Genomic DNA, 18,521 nt, shown 5'->3' with positions numbered 1-18,521 from the left:
CCCCCCTAGCGCAGGAAGAAGACCCCATAGACCACCCCCACGAGGATGCGGTAAATCGCAAAGGGCACAAAGCTGCTCTGGCTCACAAAGGAAAGCAGCCAGCGGACGGTGAGCAAGGCCGTAAAAAAGGCTGCCAGAAAGCCCACCGCCAGGAGTGCCCAACCATCGGTCCGAAACTCCTCCAGGTGGCGCAACAGGGAAAACCCGGTAGCCGAGAGCATGGTGGGCACGGCCAGGATAAAGGAGAACTCCGCAGCGGCCCTGCGGGACATCCCCAGCGCCATCCCCCCCACGATGGTGGCCCCGCTGCGGGAGACCCCTGGCATCATCGCCAGGGCCTGTGCAAGCCCCACCAACACCGACTTTAAGGGGGGCATCTGGTTCACATCCTCGTAGCGCTTGCGCCGCTCCAAACTGCGGTCCACGAGCAGCAAAAGAACCCCCACCCCTACGAGGTTCACCACCACAACCAGGTCGTTGCCCAAAAAAACGCGCTCAATCACATCTGCAAACAGGAAACCCAGCACGCCGGTGGGGATAAAGGCCAGGAGCACACGCTTCCAAACCTCCAGATCGCGCAAAAAGCGGCGAAAGTAAAGGGTCAGCACCGCCAGGATGGCCCCAAGCTGAATCACCACCACAAAGCTCTTGATAAAGGGGTCGTTCTGGATGTCCAAGCCAAGGAGGTGGGCGGCTAGGGTCAGGTGTCCGGTGGACGAGATGGGCAAAAACTCGGTAAGCCCTTCCAAAACGCCTAAGATGAGCGCCTCAAAAACCGTCACGGGCCGAGGATACCACGCGATTGGAGCCAGGTGGAGATTTGACCTTCCCCTGCACCGGTAGGGTACCATGCCAGCCGTGAAGGTCTCGGTGCTGCTTCCTGCCGCCGGCCTAGGAACGCGAATCGGCCAGGGGCCCAAGGCGTTCCTGCGGGTAGGGGGGAAGTCCCTCCTGGAGTGGGCCCTGGAGGCCTTTGCCTGGGCCGACGAGGTTGTGGTGGCCCTGCCCCCTGGCGCAGAGCTGGCTCTCCCTGCAAAAACCGTGCCTGGAGGACCCACCCGACAGCAGAGCGTATTCAACCTTCTGCAAGCGGCCAGCTGCTCTTTGGTGCTGGTTCACGACGTGGCCCGCCCTTTTGTGGTACCTGAGGCGGTGCGGCGGCTCATGGAAGCGGTGCAGAAAACCGGGGCCGCCGCCCTGGCGGTGCCCGTTCCGGACACCCTGGTACAGGAGGAGGCGGGCCGGTATGGGGCGACCATACCCCGGGAGCACTACCGGTTGGTACAGACCCCCCAAGGCTTCAACCGGGAGCTGCTCTGGCAAGCCCACCTGCGGGCCCGTGCGGAAGGCCGCGAGTACACCGACGACGCCCAGCTCGTGCAGGCCATGGGCCACCCAGTGGCACTGGTAGAGGGTGACCGCCGGATGTTCAAGGTCACCTACCCCGAGGACCTGCTCCTAGCTGAAGGGATGGCAAGGGTATGGAGCTGCTAGCCCCGGCCAAGGTCAACCTCGGGCTCTCGATCCTGCGGCGCAGAAACGACGGCTACCACGAGCTGCACACCCTCTTCGCGACCGTAGGGGTAGCCGACCGGCTTTCCGTGGAACCCCTGCCCAAAGGGGTAGAGCTGGAGACGCGGGGAGCAAAGCTTCCAGCGCCCGCTGAAAACCTGGTCTACAAGGCCGCGTTGGCTTACCTGGAGGCGGCCGGCTGGCCCGGGGGAGTACGGATAGTGCTGGAAAAACATCTCCCCGTGGCCGCTGGCCTGGGCGGGGGTTCCTCCGACGCAGCGGCCACCCTTAGGGCGCTGGCCCGGCTCTACCCCTGCGGCCTGGACCTCTTCCCCCTCGCCCTGAGGCTGGGGGCCGATGTGCCCTTCTTCCTGCTGGGGGGGCTGGCGGAAGGACGGGGGGTGGGCGAGCGCCTTACCCCCTTGCCCCCGCTCAAAGCCCATCTGGTGCTGGTCAACCCGGGAATAGCCATCTCGGCAGCCGAGGCCTACCGCAACCTCACCCCCTCCGACTGGCGGGAAGAGCTGGACACCGCAACCCTGCTGGAGGCCCTCCGTTCGGGGGAGGAGCCTCCCTACTGGAACAGCCTCGAGGGGCCCGTGTTTCGCCTCTACCCATTCCTGGAAGCCCTCAAACGGGCTCTCTACCGCGCCGGGCTAAGGGGCGTGTTGCTTTCCGGCTCGGGTTCCACCCTCTTTGGTCTGGCCGAAGACGAGGACCAGGCCCAGTCCATCGCGCAAAGGCTGCGCCTGCAGCACCCCGGCTTCTGGGTTGCGGCTACCCAGACCGTGAGCTAGGGCCTAGGCAGACCGCATACCAAAGGCGTACCATTCGGGCGTCATCGGGGGTGCCTGGGACGCCCAGGCTGAGAGAGACCCTTTGAACCTGATGCGGTTAGTACCGCCGTAGGGAGCATGACAGCAAACCCTCCCGATGACACGGAGGGATTTTTATGCACCCCAGCAACCGGAACCTGGCCTTTGGCCTTCTGTTCGCGCTGGCCAATCTCTTCTACGTACAAGCCCAGCAGACCACCCTTACCGTTTTGGGCCACGACAGCTTCAACTTGGAGAAGAGCTTGGTGGCGCAGTTTGAGCGTGAAAGCCGAATTAGGCTCCGCTTCCTCAAGGGTGGCGATGCCGGGGAGATGCTAAATAAGGCCATCCTAAGCAGAGGAGCCCCCATCGCCGATGTGATATATGGCTTCGACAACACCCTGCTCTCCCGCGCACTGCAGGCCGATATCCTGCAGCCCTACCGCTCTGCAGGGCTCGCCGGCCTCCGCCCTGAACTCCTCATTGACCAAACCTTCCGGGCCACACCGGTAGACTTCGGCTACGTAGCCCTCAACTACGACCGCGCCCCGTTCCAAAACCGCCCGCTACCCCAAAGCTTGCTCGAGCTAGCCACCCCGGAGTTCGCCCGGTTGCTGGTGGTGCAAAACCCCGCCACCAGCTCCCCCGGCCTAGCCTTCCTGCTGGCCACGGTGGCCACCTTGGGCGAGCAGCGCTACCTCGACTTCTGGGAGGAGCTACGCAAAAACGGCGTACGGGTGGTAAGCGGCTGGAGCGAAGCCTACTACACCCACTTCACCCGTGCAGGTGGCGACCGGCCGCTGGTGGTTTCGTACAGCACCAGCCCGGCCGCTGAGCTGTACTACAGCGAGGCCAAGCCCAAGCCCAGCCAGCCGCCTACCGCCAACCTCTTCCTTCCCGGCAGCGCCTTCTTCCAGGTAGAGTATGTGGGCATCCTGAAAGGCACGCGCAACCTGAGGGCTGCCCAGCGCTTTGTGGACTGGATCATTTCCAAGCCCGTGCAGGAGAGCATCCCCACCCAGATGTGGGTCTACCCGGCTCACCGCGAAGCCCGGCTGCCTGAGGTCTTCCGCTTTGCAGAAATTCCCCCCCAGCCAGCCCGCCTCACCCCCCAGCAAATTGCCCAAAACCGCGAGCGCTGGATTCGCGAGTGGACCCAGGTGGTGATCCAGGGGCAGAGCGCCGAAGCGGTCAGGGCCCGGCGCTAGAGGCCCAGCATGCGCCCTTCGGTCCTCTGGCTGGCCCTCCCGGTTCTGCTCTTTCTGGCCCTGGCCCTGGGCTATCCGCTGGGCCGGATCGTGGCCCTGGGGTTGGGCGAAGGCCTGGGAACGGCCTTCACCGACCCCTACTACCTCTCCCGGCTCACCTGGAGCCTGGCCTACGGGGCAGGCTCAGCCCTGCTCTGCATCGTGCTGGCGGTTCCCCTGGCCTACCTTTTCCGTTACCGATTTCCCGGGAGGGGCTTCTGGTTGGCTTTCTCCACCGTGCCCCTGGTGTTGCCCACCCTGACGGTAGCCCTGGGCTTTCTGGCGCTGGTAGGACCCCAAGGCCTTTTGGGCGTGAACCTCTACGGCACCCCTTGGGCTTTGTTTTGGGCCGCCGTGCTGTACAACCTGGGTCTGGTGCTGCGCCCTCTGGTAGCCCTCCTGCCCCGCATAAGCCTCCTGCTGACCACGGCCCGCACCCTAGGAGCCCATCCCCTACGGGCCTACCTACGGGTGGGCGTGCCCGTCCTAGCCCCCGCGCTGCTCTCTGGGGGCAGCCTAGTCTTCCTGTTTTGCTTTACCAGCTTCGGGGTACCGCTACTTCTAGGCGGGGCTGAATGGGCCACGCTCGAGGTCGCCACCTACCACGCCCTGGCCCAGCGCCTGGCCTTTCCGGAGGCCAGCGCCCTGGTCTTGATGCAGCTCGGGGTAACCCTGGTGGTAATCCTCGGGTACACCTGGCTGCAAGCCCGTCTCTCCGTCGGCCTAGAGGGCTCCGGAGAGCCGTTGCCCCTCCCCCCAGGGCGGGCGTGGGGGGTGGGCGCTGGGGTCAGCCTGCTGCTCGGGCTGCTCTACAGCCCCCTGCTGGCCCTGCTCTGGCGGGCTTTTGAGCGCCCCTCGGCCTGGCTTTCGGTCTGGTCCAGCCCTGGGTTCACCCCAGGAACGCTGGCCCTGCAAAATACCCTGGCCTTTGCTGGACTGGCCCTCCCCCCCATCCTCATCCTAGGGGTTCTGTACGCCTACGCGGTTTGGAGGGGGGCTGGTTGGATGGATGGGCTAGGGCTTCTGCCGCTGATGGTTTCGCCGGTGGCGGTGGGCCTGGGTTACCTGCTGGCCTATCCTGGCCAAAGAGGCTCGCTGCTCCTGCTGATAGGGGCCTATGCCCTGATGAGCTACCCCCTGCTGGCCCGCAGCCTGCTGCCTGCCCTCCAGGGGCTACCCAGGGGTACGCTCGAGGCCGCAAGGGTACTCGGCGCCTCTCCTTGGCGGCGGTTTGTCCGCGTGGAGTGGCCCCTGGTACAGCCCTCAGCCCTCGCTGGGCTGTCCCTAGCCCTGGCCGCGGTGCTCGGGGAGTTTGGGGCAACCCTAACCCTCCAGCGGCCAGAGTGGACCACCCTGTCCCTGGCCATCTACGAGCGGCTGGGCCGCCCCGGAGCACTCCCCTTTCACGAGGCCATGGTGCTGGCAGTGGTGTTGATGGGCCTCTGCGCGGTGCTGGTCCTGGGACTCCAGCGTGAACCCCCCAGACGGACCTAGCTCAGGCCCGCACTTCCCTCCGCTGGAACAGCACGTAGGCCAGAGCGAAGAGCAAGAGGGTAAGCGCAATCAACCCGGTGAGCTGAGGCCAGGCCAGCAGCAAGCTCTGCCCCAGGGGCAGCGGCGAGCCCAAAAGGGCCCCCTGGAGCTGGCTGATGAGCACCGGCCCCAGGCTCCGCACCCCGGGGTTCAGGATGGCCTGTATGGCCTCGGCATAAAGGGTGTTGGGCGAAACCCGCGAGAAGGCCAAAAGGGCTTCGGCCTGGCGCAGCTCGCTTTCGGGGTTGAAGGGATCGTATGGGGCCACCGCCTGGGCTAAAAGCTGGGCGATAATCCCCCAAAAAAGGGCGAAGAACAACCAGACCGCAATGGCTGCCAAGGCTGAGGTGGCAGCGCTTCTGAAAAGCACTGAGCAGACCAAGGCAATCCCTAACCAGACCCCAGCGTAAGCCAGCGTGGCCAGCAAGAAGAGCAGGGCCCGGCCCACCTCTTCCCCATCCGGCGGCACCCCCAGGAAGATCAGCGAAAGCCCCACCACCAAGAGGAACAGGGCCAGCAGGATCAGGGCTAGGGTAGCCAACCCGGCCAGAAACTTTCCCCACAAGAGGGCATCGCGGTAGATGGGCTGGGCCAGGACGCGGGAGAGGGTGTTGCGGTTGTACTCCCCGTTGATGGCATCAAAGCCCAAGGCAATGGCGGCCAAAGGCAGGAAAAAGCTCAAAAAGGCCACAAAGGAGGGCAGGGGATCCTGCGCAGCGGTGAAGACCCGCAGGAGCAGAAAGGGGTCTTCGCTAACGGTTTGGCGCAGGGTTTGAGCCCCAGCATAGACTGCTCCCACCGCCGAGAAGAGGATCAACACCTCTAGAATCCGCATCCGGGTGCTGCTCAGGTGGTCGGCCATCTCCTTGAAGAAGACGGCCCAAAGCCCCACCCAAGGCGAGCCTTCACGCCGACCCTTCAGGCTAGGCTGCATGACGCACCTCCTGGAAGTAGCGGGCGTAGACCTCATCCAGGCTCGGCTGCTCCAGGACCAGGCTGGTCAAGGAGGCCCCTGCCTCCAACACCGCCCGGGCCACCTGGGACCTTATATCCTGGGCCGCTTCCAGGCGCAGGCCCGTACCCTCGAGCTGAACCCGAGCTACCCCGGGCAAAGCCCCCAGGCGCTCGGCCAGCCCCTCTAGGGGGCTTGCCTCCAGCCGTATCCGGTAAGCCCCTCCCAAAACCCGCTGGGCCAGTTCCTCCACCCGGCCTTCCAACACCAACCTGCCCTTGTGAAAAAGCCCCACCCGGTCGCAGATGGCCTGCACCTGGTGGAGGAGGTGGGAGGAGAGGAGCACCGTGATTCCCTCTGCCTTGAGCCCCCGGATCATGCCCAAAAACTCCTGGGCCGCCTCGGGGTCCAGACCCAAGGTGGGCTCGTCCAAAATCACCACCTTGGGCTCCTTCAGGAGCACCTCAGCTAAACCCAGCCGCTGGCGCATACCCCGGGAGAAGGCGCTCACCGGCCGGTCGGCCACCTCCGCGAGGCCCATGCGCTCCAGCACCCGCCCCATGCGCCTTTCGGCTTCGGCTTTGGGCAGGCCGTTCAGCCGGGCGATGTAGGCCAGGTTCTCCCAGGCGGTCATCTCCCCGTAAAAACCCACCGAGTCGGGGAGGTAGCCCACCTGCCTTTTGAGGGAGAGGGGTTCTCGGGCCGGGTCAAAACCCAACACCCGCACCGTGCCCGCGCTGGGCTCGGTGAGGCCCAGAAGCATCAGGATGGTGGTGGTCTTGCCAGAGCCGTTGGGGCCCAGAAGGCCGTAGACCTCTCCCGCCTCAATGGCGAGATTCAGGCCCTCTACCGCCACCACCTTTCCGTAGCGCTTGGTAAGGCCTTGGGCTTCAATGACCATAAGGTCCCCCTAGCGCCGCCCAAAACGCGAAACCGCAAAGCCCACCGCCCCTACCGCCACCGCAATCAGGGCCACCCCCACCAAGCCCCAAAGGGTGGAGGTCTGCACCGTAACCCGGTAGTCCGCAGAGGTTGAGGCGCTGCCCGCCGAGGCCCGGAAGGTGAGCATGTAGTCGCCGGCCACAGCTCGAGGGGAGGGCTTGACCCGGGCCGTCACCTCCGTTTCACCCCCGGCGGCGATGTTCTCAATCTTTTCAGGCTCAAACTTAACCTCCCAGCCCGAAGGCTCGCTGGCTGAAAGCTCCACGTTCTCCGCTGGGGCACTACCGGTGTTCTTCACCACCAGCTTGATGGGGTTCTCCCGGCCAGCGTAGGCCCGGCCCGAAAGCCGCCCTTCGGGGGTAGAAAGGCTCAGCTCCACCTGGCCGGTGATGTCCAGATTGACCACCAGCTCAGCCCTGGCATCCCCCGCCAAAGCCCGCAGGGTCACCGCATAGGGTTTGGCCTCCACCTGCCGGGGCGGGGTCACCTGGACGTCCAGGTCCCGGCTCTCCCCTGCCTTCAGGGGCAGGCTGTTCACCTCCTGACCTCCAAAGGCAGTGCTGAAGCTCACCCGAAAGTTCTGGGGGGCATCCGCCTCCAGGTTCACCAGCAGATCCTGGTCGCTTTCATTCTTGAGGGTCACCCGGTAGCGGAAGCTCGCGGTGGGGACTCCCTTCAACACGGGCAACTCAGTCTCGAGGGAAAGCCGCTTGGGAAGAATCTGGCCTAGGGTCAAAGCGATGGGCAGCTCGGCCCTCGCACCCCCACTGCCTTCCGCCACCAAGCGGAACCGGTAGGTGCCGGGTTGTGCCCGCTGAGGAGGCTCCAAGCGCAGCGAGAGGCTTTGCTCTGCATCAGGAAGGACGTATACAGCAGAGATCACCCTACCTCCACCCAGCAGGCTGGCCTTCCACCCCGGGGCCACCTCTACCACCCGTACCTGCACGGTCTGAGGGGGTAGGCCAAAGTTCTTGAGGGAGATGGATAGGTTGACCGTCTCCCCGACCCGCACGCTTTGGGAAGGGTAGGGGGTATAGAGGGCCAGACCCCGGTACCCTTGGGCCATCACCGAACCCACCAGAAGCAGGAAAAATGCGATCAAGCGCACCACCTTACACCTCCAGACCCTGTTGTCCACCAAAGACTCTAGGAGAGGAAGATTAATACCGCATTAGAAGTGTAATGATACTTGACAAAATAACGCTCAACTTTTATTATAAGCCTCGGTAGGGTGAACTTTAAGGGAGGCCCTACGGAAGGAGGTTTCAGTATGCTGGATATCGTTCGGAACATCCCAGTTCAGACGATGCCCTTGCGAAGCTGGAATCTCTCGACCGTAAGCGATCTCTTCGGCGAATTTGACCGGTTATGGAACGAGATAACGGCTTCCCTGGGTAGCGCGCCACGCGCCGGAGGTTACGCCTTTGACCTCTACGAAACCGACGACAGCCTAGTGGTGGAGATGGCGGTCCCAGGCCTGCGAAAGGAGGACCTAGAGGTACGTCTGGAGGGCAATCAGCTCACCGTGCGGGGCACCTACCCTGAAGCCCCGAGCAACGAACGGCGCTACTGGGTCCGCGGCCTGCCTCGAGGCAACTTCATCCAAAGCATCACCCTTCCTGCCTCGGTGGAGGTGGACAAGATACAGGCCACCATTGCCGACGGGCTCCTGCGCCTGAGCCTGCCTAAGGTTGAGCAGGCCCGGGTGAAGCGAATCGCCATCAGCGCAGCCTAAACAAAACCCCATCCCAGCCCCCTAGGGGGGCATTTACTTTTTTGGCAGCCTAGCTGCAACCCAGCCAGGCCCAAAGGCTTGGAAAAACCCCGCCAGGCCCGATGGTCCAGAACGCCAGCAAGCCAAGAGGTGTGGAGCCCCTCACCATGCCTCCTGTGGACTAGCGACTTCTTGTGAAAATAGGTACAATCTTCCTGGGACAGAAGTCCCTGGGAGGAGAAATGCAGAACAAGAGGGTGGTGGTTCTAGGCGCAGGCTTTGCTGGCCTGCAGGCGGTGCGGGTGCTCTCAGGCCAGCCAGGTGTAGAGGTGGTGCTGGTAGACCAGAACAACTATCATCTATTCCAACCGCTTCTGTACCAGGTGGCCACCGCAGGCCTCGAGGCCCCCCAGATCGCCTTTCCCGTGCGGGCCTACCTGCGGGGGCGGCCCAACGTCCGCTTCCTGCTGGGCAAGGCCGAGGGCGCCGACCTAAAGGACCGGGTTCTCTGGGTAGAGGGCCAGCCCCTGCCCTACGACTACCTGATTGCCGGCACCGGCAGCCGCACCCACGACTTTGGTCTGCCAGGCGTCGCCCAATACGGCCTGGGCCTCAAAACACTCGATGAGGCGCTGAGGATTCGGGACCGCATCCTGTCGGCCTGCGAGGAAGCAGAGCGCACCCAGGACCCCAAGCGCCGCCAGGCCTTGCTGACCTTTGTGGTGGTAGGGGGCGGGCCCACAGGGGTGGAACTGGCCGGGGCGCTGGGGGAGTTGCGCCGGCATGTGATTGCCCGTGACTACCCAAGCCTCCACCTCTCAGAGGTGCGCATCGTCCTAGTGGAAGGCGCAGCCCACCTCCTAGAGGCCTTCAGGCCGACCTCCCGGGCCTATGCCCAGCGTTTTCTGGAACGACTTGGGGTGGAGCTACAGCTAGGCCAGCGGGTGGTGGAGGTGACCCCCCAAGGCGTCCGGCTGCACAGCGGGGCCTTCATCCCCAGCCACAACGTCATCTGGAGCGCTGGGGTGAGCGGACAACCCATACCTGGCCTGCCCACCACCCGGGGGCAGCGCGTGGCCACCACCCCCGAGCTGTTCCTCCCCGAGCACCCCTCCGTCTACGTGGTGGGCGACCTGAACTACCTGGAGGGCCAAAACGGCCGACCCTACCCCCAGGTGGCCCCAACCGCCATGCAGCAGGGCGCCTGGGCTGCCCGCAACATCCTACGGGCCTTGCGAGAGGAGCCCCAGCTCCCTTTCCGTTACAAGGACAGAGGCAGCATGGTCACCCTGGGGCGCAGCCACGCCATCGCCGAGGTAGGCCCCTTGAGGATCCATGGCTTCCCTGCCTGGGTAGCCTGGCTGGGGGTCCACCTTTACCACCTGGTGGGCCTACGCAACCGGCTGATGGTCTTCTCCAACTGGGCCTACAGCTACCTGACCTATGACTTCGCCGTGCGGGTAATGCACCACCGGCATAGCTTTGCCGAGCAGGAGGGCCCAAGCCCCCAGGTGCTAAGCTAGAGAGGTACATGAACGTCCTGGTTCTGCACGGCTTCACTTCGCACCCCATTCGGACCATGGGACCTCTGCCCGACACCCTGCGCCGTGCCGGGTTCAATGTGGCCCAGCCCGCCCTTCCCGGCCACGGCACCCGGCCGGAGGACCTGCGGCACGTCCGCTGGCAGGACTGGCTCCAGACCGCCCGGGAGGCTTACCTAGCCCTACCCGAACCGCGGGCAGTGGTGGGGCTCTCCATGGGGGGCTTGCTGGCCGGTTGGCTGGCCGCCGAGCATGAGACCGCTGCGTTGGTGGCGCTGGCGCCCGCCTTGGGGCTCAAGAACCGGCTGGCCTACCTGGCCCCCCTGCTCCATCCCTTTAAGCCCTGGGCCTACAGCACGGACCCCGCCCAAGTGGCCGCCCGGCAGGCCAAAAGCCCCAACTACCCCAACTTCCCCACCGTGGCCCTGACGCAGCTCATCGCCCTGCAACGGAGGCTTCCCGGGCTGTTGCCTCGGGTGAGGGCCTCTGCTTTGGTACTTGAAGCCGCCCAGGATGACACTGTACCCCCAACAGCAGTGCGGCGCTACTTCAGCCTGCTTGGCAGCCCCCACAAGGAGTACCGAACCTACCCCAGCCAGCACGATATGCTGCTCGATCCCCTAGCCCAGCAGGTTTCCCAGGAAATTGCGGTCTGGCTGAGGGAAAGGTTGGCTAGCGCCTGACCTCGAGCTCGAGCTTCACGTTGCCCCGCTTGGTCTGGCCCAGCACCCGCCGCACCACCAGGCTTCCCAGGCCTTCCGCCAGCACCTGGTCGCCCTCCTGAAGCTCATCCTTAACCGAGGCCACCCGACCCCGAAGCCACACCTTGCCTGCCTTGACCCCCTGGGCGAAGTAGTTTCGGGAAACGCCAAAGCCCCGGGCCCCCACCACATCCACCCGCAAGCTGGGGACCACCACGCTCCGAAGCCGCTCGCGGGCTTGGGGAAGCTGCTCGGGGCTGGCTGGCTGGGCTTCTAACCCAAGCGCCTGCAAAGCAGGCAGGGCCTTGGGCAGAGCCGCCAACAAAAAGCCACCCTCCACGGGTTCCAAGTCCCCCAACAGGCCCGGCTCAACCCCTGCCCGCAACCGCGCCTCCATGGCCTCAGGGTCCTCTGCAGAGGGAAGGTACAAGACCACGGTAGGGTCGGAAACCTCCGGCACCTGGGAAGGGTGGAGCACCGCCACCCGGCGCAAGGCCAGGGGCAACCCTCCAAAGGCCCGGAACCCGAGCCCCTCAGCCTGGGCCATCCGCCGCAACTCCTCCAGCGCCTCGGCCTCCAAAAAGGGGGTCTGCACCACCCGTCCCCCCCGGGCCTTGCCTACGTACACCTCGAGCATCGCCCCATCCCCCCTATGTATAGCCCTTCCAAAGCTGGGCGTACACCCCACCCCGGGCCAAGAGTTCCTCATGGCGGCCCACCTCCACGACCCGCCCCTGCTCCATGACCACTATCTGGTCGGCGTGCTGAACGGTGGAAAGCCGGTGGGCTACCACCAGGATTGTCCGTCCCGGGCGAACCGCCTCGAGGGCCGCCACCACCTGCGCCTCGCTGCTCTTATCCAGCGCGCTCGTAATCTCATCCAAAAGGAGGATCCTGGCATCCCGTAAGAGCGCAGCGGCAATCGCCAGACGCTGGCGCTGGCCCACCGAGAGCCCACCCCCATCGTCCTCTAGGCGGGTCTGCAGGCCTACCTCAGGCCACAGACCCACGGCCCTAAGCGCCTGCTCCATGGCCTCTGGGGTGGCCCCTGGGGCCATGGCCGCCAGATTCTCCCGCACGGTTCCGGCAAACAGCAGGGGCTCCTGGGGCACCCAGGCCATCCGGGCGCGCAGCCATCCGGGCTCGTAGGCCTGGAGGTCGTGCCCATCGAGCAGTACCTGGCCCTTGCTGGGCGGATACAACCCCAGAATCACCCGCAGCAAGGTGCTCTTGCCCGCCCCAGAAGGCCCCACCAGGGCGGTAAAGGAACCCGGGGGCAAGCAAAGGTTCACCCCCCGCAGCACAGCTGACCCCCCGGGGTAGGCAAAGTCCAGGTCACAAAGCTCCAGCCGCCCCACTATCCGCCCGGGGGCCAACGATCCCTCCGCGGAGGCCTGGGGCAGGGTGAGCAGCTCCACCAAGCGGGCCGCCGCCCCCTCAGCCTGGGCAAAGCCGGTGCCCAGGCGGCTTAGGGTTTGCAGAGGGGTGATGGTCAGCGCCAAGAGGGTCAAAAAGGCGCTGAGGTCGCCGGTGGTCAGCTCGCCCCGCTGCACCGCCCCCACCCCCAGGTACAGCAGGAGCCCCAGCAAGGAGGTGGTGGCAAGCTGACCCAAGGGTAGGTTCAGGGCCGCAATCAGCGTCCGGGTACGGCCCAGCCGGTACTGCCTTTGGTTGCTCTGGCGGAAACGGGCCCGGGCAAAACCCTCTAGGCGCAACGCCCGGATCAGCTCGAGGCGACCAAACCCCCCCGCCATCCGGCCTGAAAGCCGCTCCAAGGCCGCTTGGGTGCGCTGGCTGTAGCGGGTTACCCACCCCCCAACCCAGGCCAGGAGGAGGCCCCATAGGGGCAAGTAGGCCATCAGGTACAGGGTCAGCTCGGTGTAGTTTTGCAAAAGCTGCCACAAAACCGCCATCAGCAGCACCCCCTGGGCCAGGAAGCCCCCGAGGCTATGGAAAACGAACCCCTCGAGCTCCTTCAGGTCCGCCACCAACCGCCCAGTGAGCCCCCCCGTAGAGGAGGGCAGGGTCCGCAGGTCGGCCCCCAACAGGTGGTCAAAAATTCGCTCCCGCCAGACCGCCGGGATCTTGACGGAAAGGTAGCCCACAAAGGCTTCCAGCAGGTAGCCCCCCAGCACCAGAAGCCCCAGCAGCCCTAAGCCCACCAGCAGCACCGGCTCGAGCTGGGCAAACCCCCCAGCCAGCACCTGGTCAAAAAGGGGCTTGACCACCTGGCCGGGCAGGAAGGCCTGAGCAAGGGCGGGCAGGGTGGAAAGGACCAGGGCCAGAAGCCCCTGGGGCCAAAAGGGATAGAGCAGACGAAGGAGGTTCATAAGGAGTTCAGCACCTGCGCCACCAGGTTGTCCGCCCCGGCTTCAGCCTGCAAGCCGGCCAGCTTGGCCCGGACCCGAGAGTCCTCCAGCAGCTCCAGCCCCTTCTGGGCCACCTCAGCCGGGGAGAAGACACCCCTGAGCTCGGGGAAAACCTCCTCCCCCAACCACTGGTTGGGCAGAGCCAGAAAGGGAATGCGCGCGGCCACCCGCCGTACCAGGGCCTGCTTGAGCGGGCGGGCTCCTGGAAGGAGCAAAAGCCAGTGCAAGAAGCCCTCTAAGGGCAGCATCTCCGGTTTGTGCAGGGGCAGGAGGACCACGGAAGGCAGGCCGGCCAGGGCCAGCTCGAGGGTGTTGGTGCCTGGCAGAGTGAGGGCCAACTGGGCCTGGCGCATGGCCACGTAGCGCTGGGGCTCCTCCAGCACCTCCACCAGCAAACCCCCTTCGGTACGCAGCCGCCCGGCCTCCCAGCGGGCCCCCACCCCCCCCAGCGGACGAACCTGGCAGGCCTCCAGGGCCTCCTGGACCACCCCCTCGGGCAACAGGCGGCTGCGAACCCAGGCAAAGCGCAGGCCAGGCCGCTGCGCCGCCATCCGCTCAGCAGCGGCCAGCAGGAAACCCAGCATGTAGCGAGCAGCAAAGGGGCGGCTCCCCGGGAAGAGCAGCACCTCAACCGGAGGGACCTCCACCCGAGGGGCCTCGGCTAGAGCATCCACCACCAGGTTGCCCACCACACGAATGCGAGCAGGGTCGGCCCCACGGGCCTGCATAGCCAAACGGGTGCGTTCGGAGTCCACCAACACCGCCCTCAGACCGGGGTGGTAGGCCCTGGGGTCAAAGGTGTAGGCAAAGGCCGGGTATCCCGTGGCCCGCCCCAGCAGCACCGCATCCCTAGGCGCACCCCCCAGCATCAGCACCAGGCCCCGGCCCCCAGCCCTCCCCGCCAACAGCCGGGCCGCCCACGCCCGACGGCCCCCCAGAAAGTCGAGGGGAAGCTCACGGGCCTTGGCCCGCTCGGTGCCCGAGGCAAACTGGTCGCGGATCAGAAAGAGCCCAAACCGCGCCTCTGGAACTTCCTTTCTCAAGCGGGAAAGCACCGGCGGCACCCAGGTGGAGAGCTCGCCGGGGCCGTTGGTCAACAGCAGAACCTCGTCCAGCATGAAGACTCACCAGCCCCTACCAGGAAAGGGCACGCCAGGTGCTAGTCGTCGTGGCGGGCCCCACCCCGCACAAACCCCGAAAGGCCACGCCTGGAAGGGGCCTCCAAAAAGGCCTTGAAAACCCGCACCTCCTCCGTATCGGGCAGGTCATCCAGGGGCTTGCCCTCGCGCAGGGCGCGAAAGGCCTGCTCGAGGGCCCGGTAGCGCTCCCCGGTGATGCCCGCTCGGCGAAGGCCCACGGTGTTGAGGCGGTAGTGCAGGGCCGGGCTCCCCTCCACCAGGGAAAAGGGCAGCACATCGCGGGTTACCTTAGCCATCGCCCCCACCATGGCCCGCGCACCGATTCGGGTAAACTGGTGCACCCCGGCCATTCCCCCGATAACCGCGTAGTCCCCCACCTCCACATGCCCGGCCAACCCAACCCCCTGGGTCAGGATGACGCCGTCACCCACCCAGACGTCGTGGCCCACATGTACGTGACCCATCAGGTAGCACCCCGCGCCAATGCGGGTGGGACGGTCCTCCCGGGTGGAGCGATGCAACACCACCCCTTCCCGCAAGACGGTGTTGGGGCCCACCTCGAGCCAGGTCTCCTGCCCCCTGTAGCCCAGGTCCTGGGGCGCCCCACCCAGCACCACGTGGGGCCCCACCTGTACCCCTGCGGCAAGCCGCACGTAGGGGTGTACCACCGAGTGCGCCCCTATCTCCACGCCCGGGCCAATCTCACAGGGCCCCTCTACCACCACGTATGGGCCTATCCGCACATCGGCAGCGATCTGGGCCTTGGGAGAAATGACCGCTGTGGGGTGAATGGCGGCCCAGCTCACGCAACCCTCCCCCCGCTCTCCGAGCGCAGCACAAAGCTCAAGGTGGCCTCGGCCCTGAGCTCCCCCTCCACCCGGGCCTCAACCCGTACCCTGCCCAGCCCACGCCGATAGCCCAACAGTTCCCCTTCCAGGAGCAGGGTATCCCCCGGCACCACCGGCCTGCGGAACCGAGCCTCCTCCACCCCCACCAAAAAGACCAACATGCCCGGCTTGAACTCGGGTTGCTGGACCACCACCGCCACCGAGGCTTGGGCCATCGCCTCAATTAGCAGCACCCCCGGCATAATGGGGTGACCGGGAAAATGCCCCTGAAACTGGGGCTCATTAAAGGTCACGTTCTTGATGGCGCGAAACCTCCTCTCGTCGGCTTCCAGCACCCGGTCAATGAGCAAAAAAGGGTAGCGGTGGGGCAGAAACCTCAAAATTTCGTAGATATCCACAACCTTATACTAAGGGGTCAGACGCCCACCGGCTGAAGGGCAGAGGAGAGCTCGAGGGCCAGCTCGAGGGCCTGCAGGTCGTCCTCGAGGGTCACCAAGGGGGGCTCGCCCTTCTGAATGCGGTCCACGAAGTGCTTGAGCTGACGGCGCAGGGGATTCTCGTTGTGGATAGCGATGCGCTCAGTTTGCACCTGGGTGCGCCCGTTGGGCACCCCTTGGTCGGGGTCGGGGTGAACCGGAGGGCTGCGGTGCACGGAGAGCTCGGTGTATTCGCTGTTGAAGTCCAGCCGCAGCACCTCTCCAGGCTGGGTGATGGTGAGCGAACGCTCAGCCTGGGGCGAGATGCGGCTGGCGGTAAAGAGGGCCCGGGCCCCTGAGGGAAAGTCCACCACCGCCTGGGCAAACTCATCCAACCCATCCACCCGTCGGCCCACCACGCTGTAGCGAAGGGGCTTCTCGCGCAAAAGCAGCAGGACCAGATCGAGGTCGTGAATCATCAGGTCCAGCACCACCCCAATGTCTCGGATACGGCGGTTGTTGCTCATACGCCGGGCCTCGAGCACCCAGGGGCTCCTCACCATCTGCATCAGGTCGCCCACCGCCCGGTAAAAGCGCACGATGTGGCCCACCTGCAGGACCACCCCGCGCCGCTCAGCAATTCGCGCCAGTTCCTGGGCTTCCCTGAGGGTACGGGTCATGGGCTTTTCCAGAAGCACATGCACCCCAGCCTCCAGAAACATCCGAGCCTGCTCGTAGTGAAAGGAGGTGGGCGATGCGATGGAAACCGCCTGAACCTTCCCCAGTAGGTCCTCCGGGTTGGGATAGGCAGGAACCTCCAGGTCCTGTTCAATGGCCGCTTGGCGGAAAGGGTCCGGATCTGCCACACCCACCAACCGAACTCCGGGCAACCCTGCGTAGACCTGAGCATGGTACGTTCCCATCACGCCCACGCCCACCACACCTACATTTAGCTCCATAAAATCTCCACTACGCGATACGTAACCCTGCGTTTCCCGCAGTGATGATACACCGAAATCCCACGGTCAACTAACCCAAATCCTGCAGCAACCGGGCTAGCTCCACGTGCAACCGGTGGGAGCCCCGGTGTGCAATGAAACGGCCCCGGTAGGGCCTGCCCGCCAGGTACAGGTCGCCCAGAAGGTCTAGGGCCTTGTGGTACACGGGCTCAAAGAGCATCCGGGGGGTATTGACATAGCCGTACTGGTTGAAGACCAAGGCGTTCTCCAGTGAAGCCCCTCGGATGAGGCCACGGGCCCTCAGGGCCTCCACCTCTTCCAAAAAGCCAAAGGTCCGGGCTCGAGCCAGCTCTTCCAGGGCCACCGGGGGCGAGACCACCTGCTGATAGCCAATCTTGGGGTGGGGAAACAGAATGGTTGCAGAAACGGAAAAAACCTCGCTAGGCTGGGCCAAAACACGGCTGTGCCCCTCCTCTACCCTAATTGAACCGCTGAGCGAAACCGGTTGCGGCCCGCGAGAGGGGAATCCCTGCAGGGCCTCCAACCACTCCTGGGCACTCCCGTCCAAAATGGGAATCTCGGGGCCTGAGACCTCAACCACCAAACCCTCCCAGATGCCCCGTATGTACAGCGCCGCCAGCAGGTGTTCCACCGTGAGAAGCCGCAAGGATCCTCGGCCCAGCGCAGTGCAGCGGGCAGTTTCCACCACCGCCGACGCCAAAGGGCGAAGCTCCACCCCACTCACCCAAAAGCGCACTGGCCCCTCGGCAGGGTGAAGGCGCACCACCACCGGCTCGCCGGTGTGCAGCCCAACCCCCCGGACCACCACCGGCTGGCCCATCTATGCCCCCTTCACCAACCTACGCAAGGCCCGCTCGGCCTCCAAAAGCCACTCCAGCAGGGCCAAACGGCGCCAGTGACGACGGATAGGGAGGGCAGGAACCCCTCCGGCCCAAACCTCTCCTGGCGGCACGGTTTTGGAGACCGCGCTGCCGCCAGCCACCGTGGCCCTCCGCCCTACCCGCACGTGGTCGGAGATGGCCACCCACCCCCCCAAGCGGGCTTCATCCTCGATGACCGCACTTCCTCCTACCCCACTGCTGCCCACCATGACCACCCGGCGACCAATCCGCACGTTGTGACCGATATCGGTAAGGTCCCCAATCTTGGTCTGGGCCCCAATCCGTGTCTCCCCTACCACGCTGCGCTGGACCACACAGTGGGCCCCTATCTCCACGCCGTCCTCCAGCACCACCCTCCCCACATGGGGCAACCGCTGCCCATCCTGAAGGCCAAAGCCCACCACCCCAAGCACCGCCCCGGCCCCAATCCGGCAGTCAGCGCCCACCCGGGTATTCGGATAGAGCGTAGCCCGGGGTTCCAGCACCGTCCGGGGACCCACCTCCACCCCCTCGCCCACGTAGCAGTAAGGGGCTACGACCGCCCCAGCCGCAACACGGGCCCCCGAGCCCACATAGGCGTAGGCCCCCACCGCAGCCGTGGGGTCTATGTGGGCCCCTGCTTCCACAACGGCGGTGGGGTGGACGCCCGGAGCAGCCCAGCGCTCAGGCTGGTCAAACAACGCCAGCACCTCGGGCCAGGCTTTGTAAACGGAAGCCACCCGCACGCGGCTGATGGAAGCAGGGCAGGGTACACCCTCCTCCATCAACAAAGCCGCACCGCTGGCTAAGGCAGCCTCCAGGTAGCGCTCCTCCCGCACCACCACCAGCTCTCCTGGCCGGGCCTCCTCCGGAGGGGCTAGCCGGGACACCCTCAGGTCGGGCCCCTCGAGCCGTCCCCCTAAGCGCTGGGCGATTTCGGAAAGCCACATGG

General features: G+C 65.4%; 19 protein-coding genes and 1 riboswitch. Of the genes, 7 read left to right on the top strand and 12 right to left on the bottom strand.

Features of this window, described 5'->3' with window-relative positions; translation table 11 throughout:
- Nucleotides 1-5: 5 nt before the first annotated feature.
- Nucleotides 6-782, bottom strand: coding sequence for an undecaprenyl-diphosphate phosphatase (locus tag NZ849_RS04950; protein WP_295387911.1), 777 nt, complete (start codon nucleotides 780-782; stop codon nucleotides 6-8).
- Between the two features lie 76 nt (nucleotides 783-858).
- Here NZ849_RS04950 and ispD point away from each other — a divergent pair, with 76 nt between their 5' ends.
- The 4 genes from ispD (at nucleotide 859) to NZ849_RS04930 (ending at nucleotide 5,068) form a co-directional block, all read left to right on the top strand.
- A complete protein-coding gene (ispD, locus tag NZ849_RS04945) occupies nucleotides 859-1,494 on the top strand; it encodes a 2-C-methyl-D-erythritol 4-phosphate cytidylyltransferase (protein ID WP_295404886.1) in 636 nt (211 codons plus the stop codon).
- The gene (locus NZ849_RS04940; RefSeq protein ID WP_295387913.1) at nucleotides 1,482-2,309 is read left to right on the top strand and encodes a 4-(cytidine 5'-diphospho)-2-C-methyl-D-erythritol kinase; all 828 of its coding nucleotides are present in this window, start codon (nucleotides 1,482-1,484) and stop codon (nucleotides 2,307-2,309) included. Before ispD ends, NZ849_RS04940 begins: the two co-directional genes overlap by 13 nt.
- A gap of 36 nt (nucleotides 2,310-2,345) precedes the next feature.
- Nucleotides 2,346-2,442, top strand: a riboswitch (TPP riboswitch).
- 22 nt (nucleotides 2,443-2,464) lie between these two features.
- Nucleotides 2,465-3,535 (top strand): thiamine ABC transporter substrate-binding protein, encoded by a 1,071-nt coding sequence (locus NZ849_RS04935; RefSeq protein ID WP_295387916.1) that lies wholly within the window; start codon nucleotides 2,465-2,467, stop codon nucleotides 3,533-3,535.
- Between the two features lie 9 nt (nucleotides 3,536-3,544).
- Nucleotides 3,545-5,068 (top strand): iron ABC transporter permease, encoded by a 1,524-nt coding sequence (locus tag NZ849_RS04930; RefSeq protein WP_295387920.1) that lies wholly within the window; start codon nucleotides 3,545-3,547, stop codon nucleotides 5,066-5,068.
- Between the two features lies 1 nt (nucleotide 5,069).
- On the opposite strand, the gene NZ849_RS04925 is transcribed toward NZ849_RS04930, so the two are convergent.
- The 3 genes from NZ849_RS04925 to NZ849_RS04915 are packed head-to-tail and all read right to left on the bottom strand — an operon-like array spanning nucleotide 5,070 to nucleotide 8,067.
- Nucleotides 5,070-6,041, bottom strand: a complete 972-nt coding sequence (locus NZ849_RS04925; RefSeq protein WP_295387923.1) for an ABC transporter permease — start codon at nucleotides 6,039-6,041, stop codon at nucleotides 5,070-5,072.
- Complete coding sequence (locus tag NZ849_RS04920; RefSeq protein ID WP_295387926.1) at nucleotides 6,031-6,960, bottom strand: ABC transporter ATP-binding protein; 930 nt, start codon at nucleotides 6,958-6,960, stop codon at nucleotides 6,031-6,033. The genes NZ849_RS04925 and NZ849_RS04920 overlap by 11 nt, the downstream gene beginning before the upstream one ends.
- Before the next feature lie 9 nt (nucleotides 6,961-6,969).
- Nucleotides 6,970-8,067, bottom strand: a complete 1,098-nt coding sequence (locus NZ849_RS04915) for an NEW3 domain-containing protein (protein WP_295404883.1) — start codon at nucleotides 8,065-8,067, stop codon at nucleotides 6,970-6,972.
- A gap of 204 nt (nucleotides 8,068-8,271) precedes the next feature.
- Between NZ849_RS04915 and NZ849_RS04910 the strand changes: the two genes are divergently transcribed.
- From NZ849_RS04910 to NZ849_RS04900, 3 genes are all read left to right on the top strand, one after another.
- Nucleotides 8,272-8,736, top strand: a complete 465-nt coding sequence (locus NZ849_RS04910; protein WP_295387929.1) for an Hsp20/alpha crystallin family protein — start codon at nucleotides 8,272-8,274, stop codon at nucleotides 8,734-8,736.
- Between the two features lie 221 nt (nucleotides 8,737-8,957).
- Nucleotides 8,958-10,238, top strand: coding sequence for an NAD(P)/FAD-dependent oxidoreductase (locus tag NZ849_RS04905; RefSeq protein WP_295404849.1), 1,281 nt, complete (start codon nucleotides 8,958-8,960; stop codon nucleotides 10,236-10,238).
- Nucleotides 10,239-10,246: 8 nt separating this feature from the next.
- Nucleotides 10,247-10,939: an alpha/beta fold hydrolase gene (locus NZ849_RS04900; protein WP_295387935.1), complete on the top strand. Its 693-nt coding sequence runs from the start codon at nucleotides 10,247-10,249 to the stop codon at nucleotides 10,937-10,939.
- Here the strand turns inward: NZ849_RS04900 and NZ849_RS04895 are convergent.
- The 8 genes from NZ849_RS04895 to NZ849_RS04860 all read right to left on the bottom strand — a co-directional run bounded on the left by NZ849_RS04895 (nucleotide 10,929) and on the right by NZ849_RS04860 (nucleotide 18,519).
- A complete protein-coding gene (locus NZ849_RS04895) occupies nucleotides 10,929-11,594 on the bottom strand; it encodes an RNA-binding protein (protein WP_295387938.1) in 666 nt (221 codons plus the stop codon). The two genes, NZ849_RS04900 and NZ849_RS04895, sit on opposite strands and share 11 nt — an antisense overlap.
- A 13-nt stretch (nucleotides 11,595-11,607) precedes the next feature.
- Nucleotides 11,608-13,287 (bottom strand): ABC transporter ATP-binding protein, encoded by a 1,680-nt coding sequence (locus tag NZ849_RS04890; protein ID WP_295404846.1) that lies wholly within the window; start codon nucleotides 13,285-13,287, stop codon nucleotides 11,608-11,610.
- On the bottom strand, nucleotides 13,284-14,444 hold the full coding sequence (locus NZ849_RS04885) for a sugar synthetase (protein ID WP_295404843.1): 1,161 nt from the start codon (nucleotides 14,442-14,444) through the stop codon (nucleotides 13,284-13,286). The genes NZ849_RS04890 and NZ849_RS04885 overlap by 4 nt, the downstream gene beginning before the upstream one ends.
- Before the next feature lie 41 nt (nucleotides 14,445-14,485).
- Nucleotides 14,486-15,271 carry an acyl-ACP--UDP-N-acetylglucosamine O-acyltransferase gene (gene lpxA / locus NZ849_RS04880; RefSeq protein WP_295387946.1) on the bottom strand — a complete coding sequence of 262 codons (786 nt, stop codon included), beginning with the start codon at nucleotides 15,269-15,271 and terminating at the stop codon, nucleotides 14,486-14,488.
- Nucleotides 15,268-15,711, bottom strand: coding sequence for a 3-hydroxyacyl-ACP dehydratase FabZ (gene fabZ, locus NZ849_RS04875; RefSeq protein WP_295387949.1), 444 nt, complete (start codon nucleotides 15,709-15,711; stop codon nucleotides 15,268-15,270). Before fabZ ends, lpxA begins: the two co-directional genes overlap by 4 nt.
- Nucleotides 15,712-15,728: 17 nt before the next feature.
- A complete protein-coding gene (locus NZ849_RS04870; protein WP_295387951.1) occupies nucleotides 15,729-16,688 on the bottom strand; it encodes a Gfo/Idh/MocA family oxidoreductase in 960 nt (319 codons plus the stop codon).
- Nucleotides 16,689-16,758: 70 nt separating this feature from the next.
- Nucleotides 16,759-17,529 (bottom strand): UDP-3-O-acyl-N-acetylglucosamine deacetylase, encoded by a 771-nt coding sequence (gene lpxC / locus NZ849_RS04865; RefSeq protein ID WP_295387953.1) that lies wholly within the window; start codon nucleotides 17,527-17,529, stop codon nucleotides 16,759-16,761.
- Nucleotides 17,530-18,519 carry a UDP-3-O-(3-hydroxymyristoyl)glucosamine N-acyltransferase gene (locus tag NZ849_RS04860; RefSeq protein ID WP_295387955.1) on the bottom strand — a complete coding sequence of 330 codons (990 nt, stop codon included), beginning with the start codon at nucleotides 18,517-18,519 and terminating at the stop codon, nucleotides 17,530-17,532.
- Nucleotides 18,520-18,521: the final 2 nt, after the last annotated feature.

The sequence above is a fragment of the Meiothermus sp. genome (assembly GCF_025060375.1).
Taxonomy (GTDB): Bacteria; Deinococcota; Deinococci; order Deinococcales; family Thermaceae; genus Meiothermus.
The sequence above is the reverse complement of the archived record's forward strand: the minus strand, read 5'-3'. Positions and strand labels throughout refer to the sequence as shown.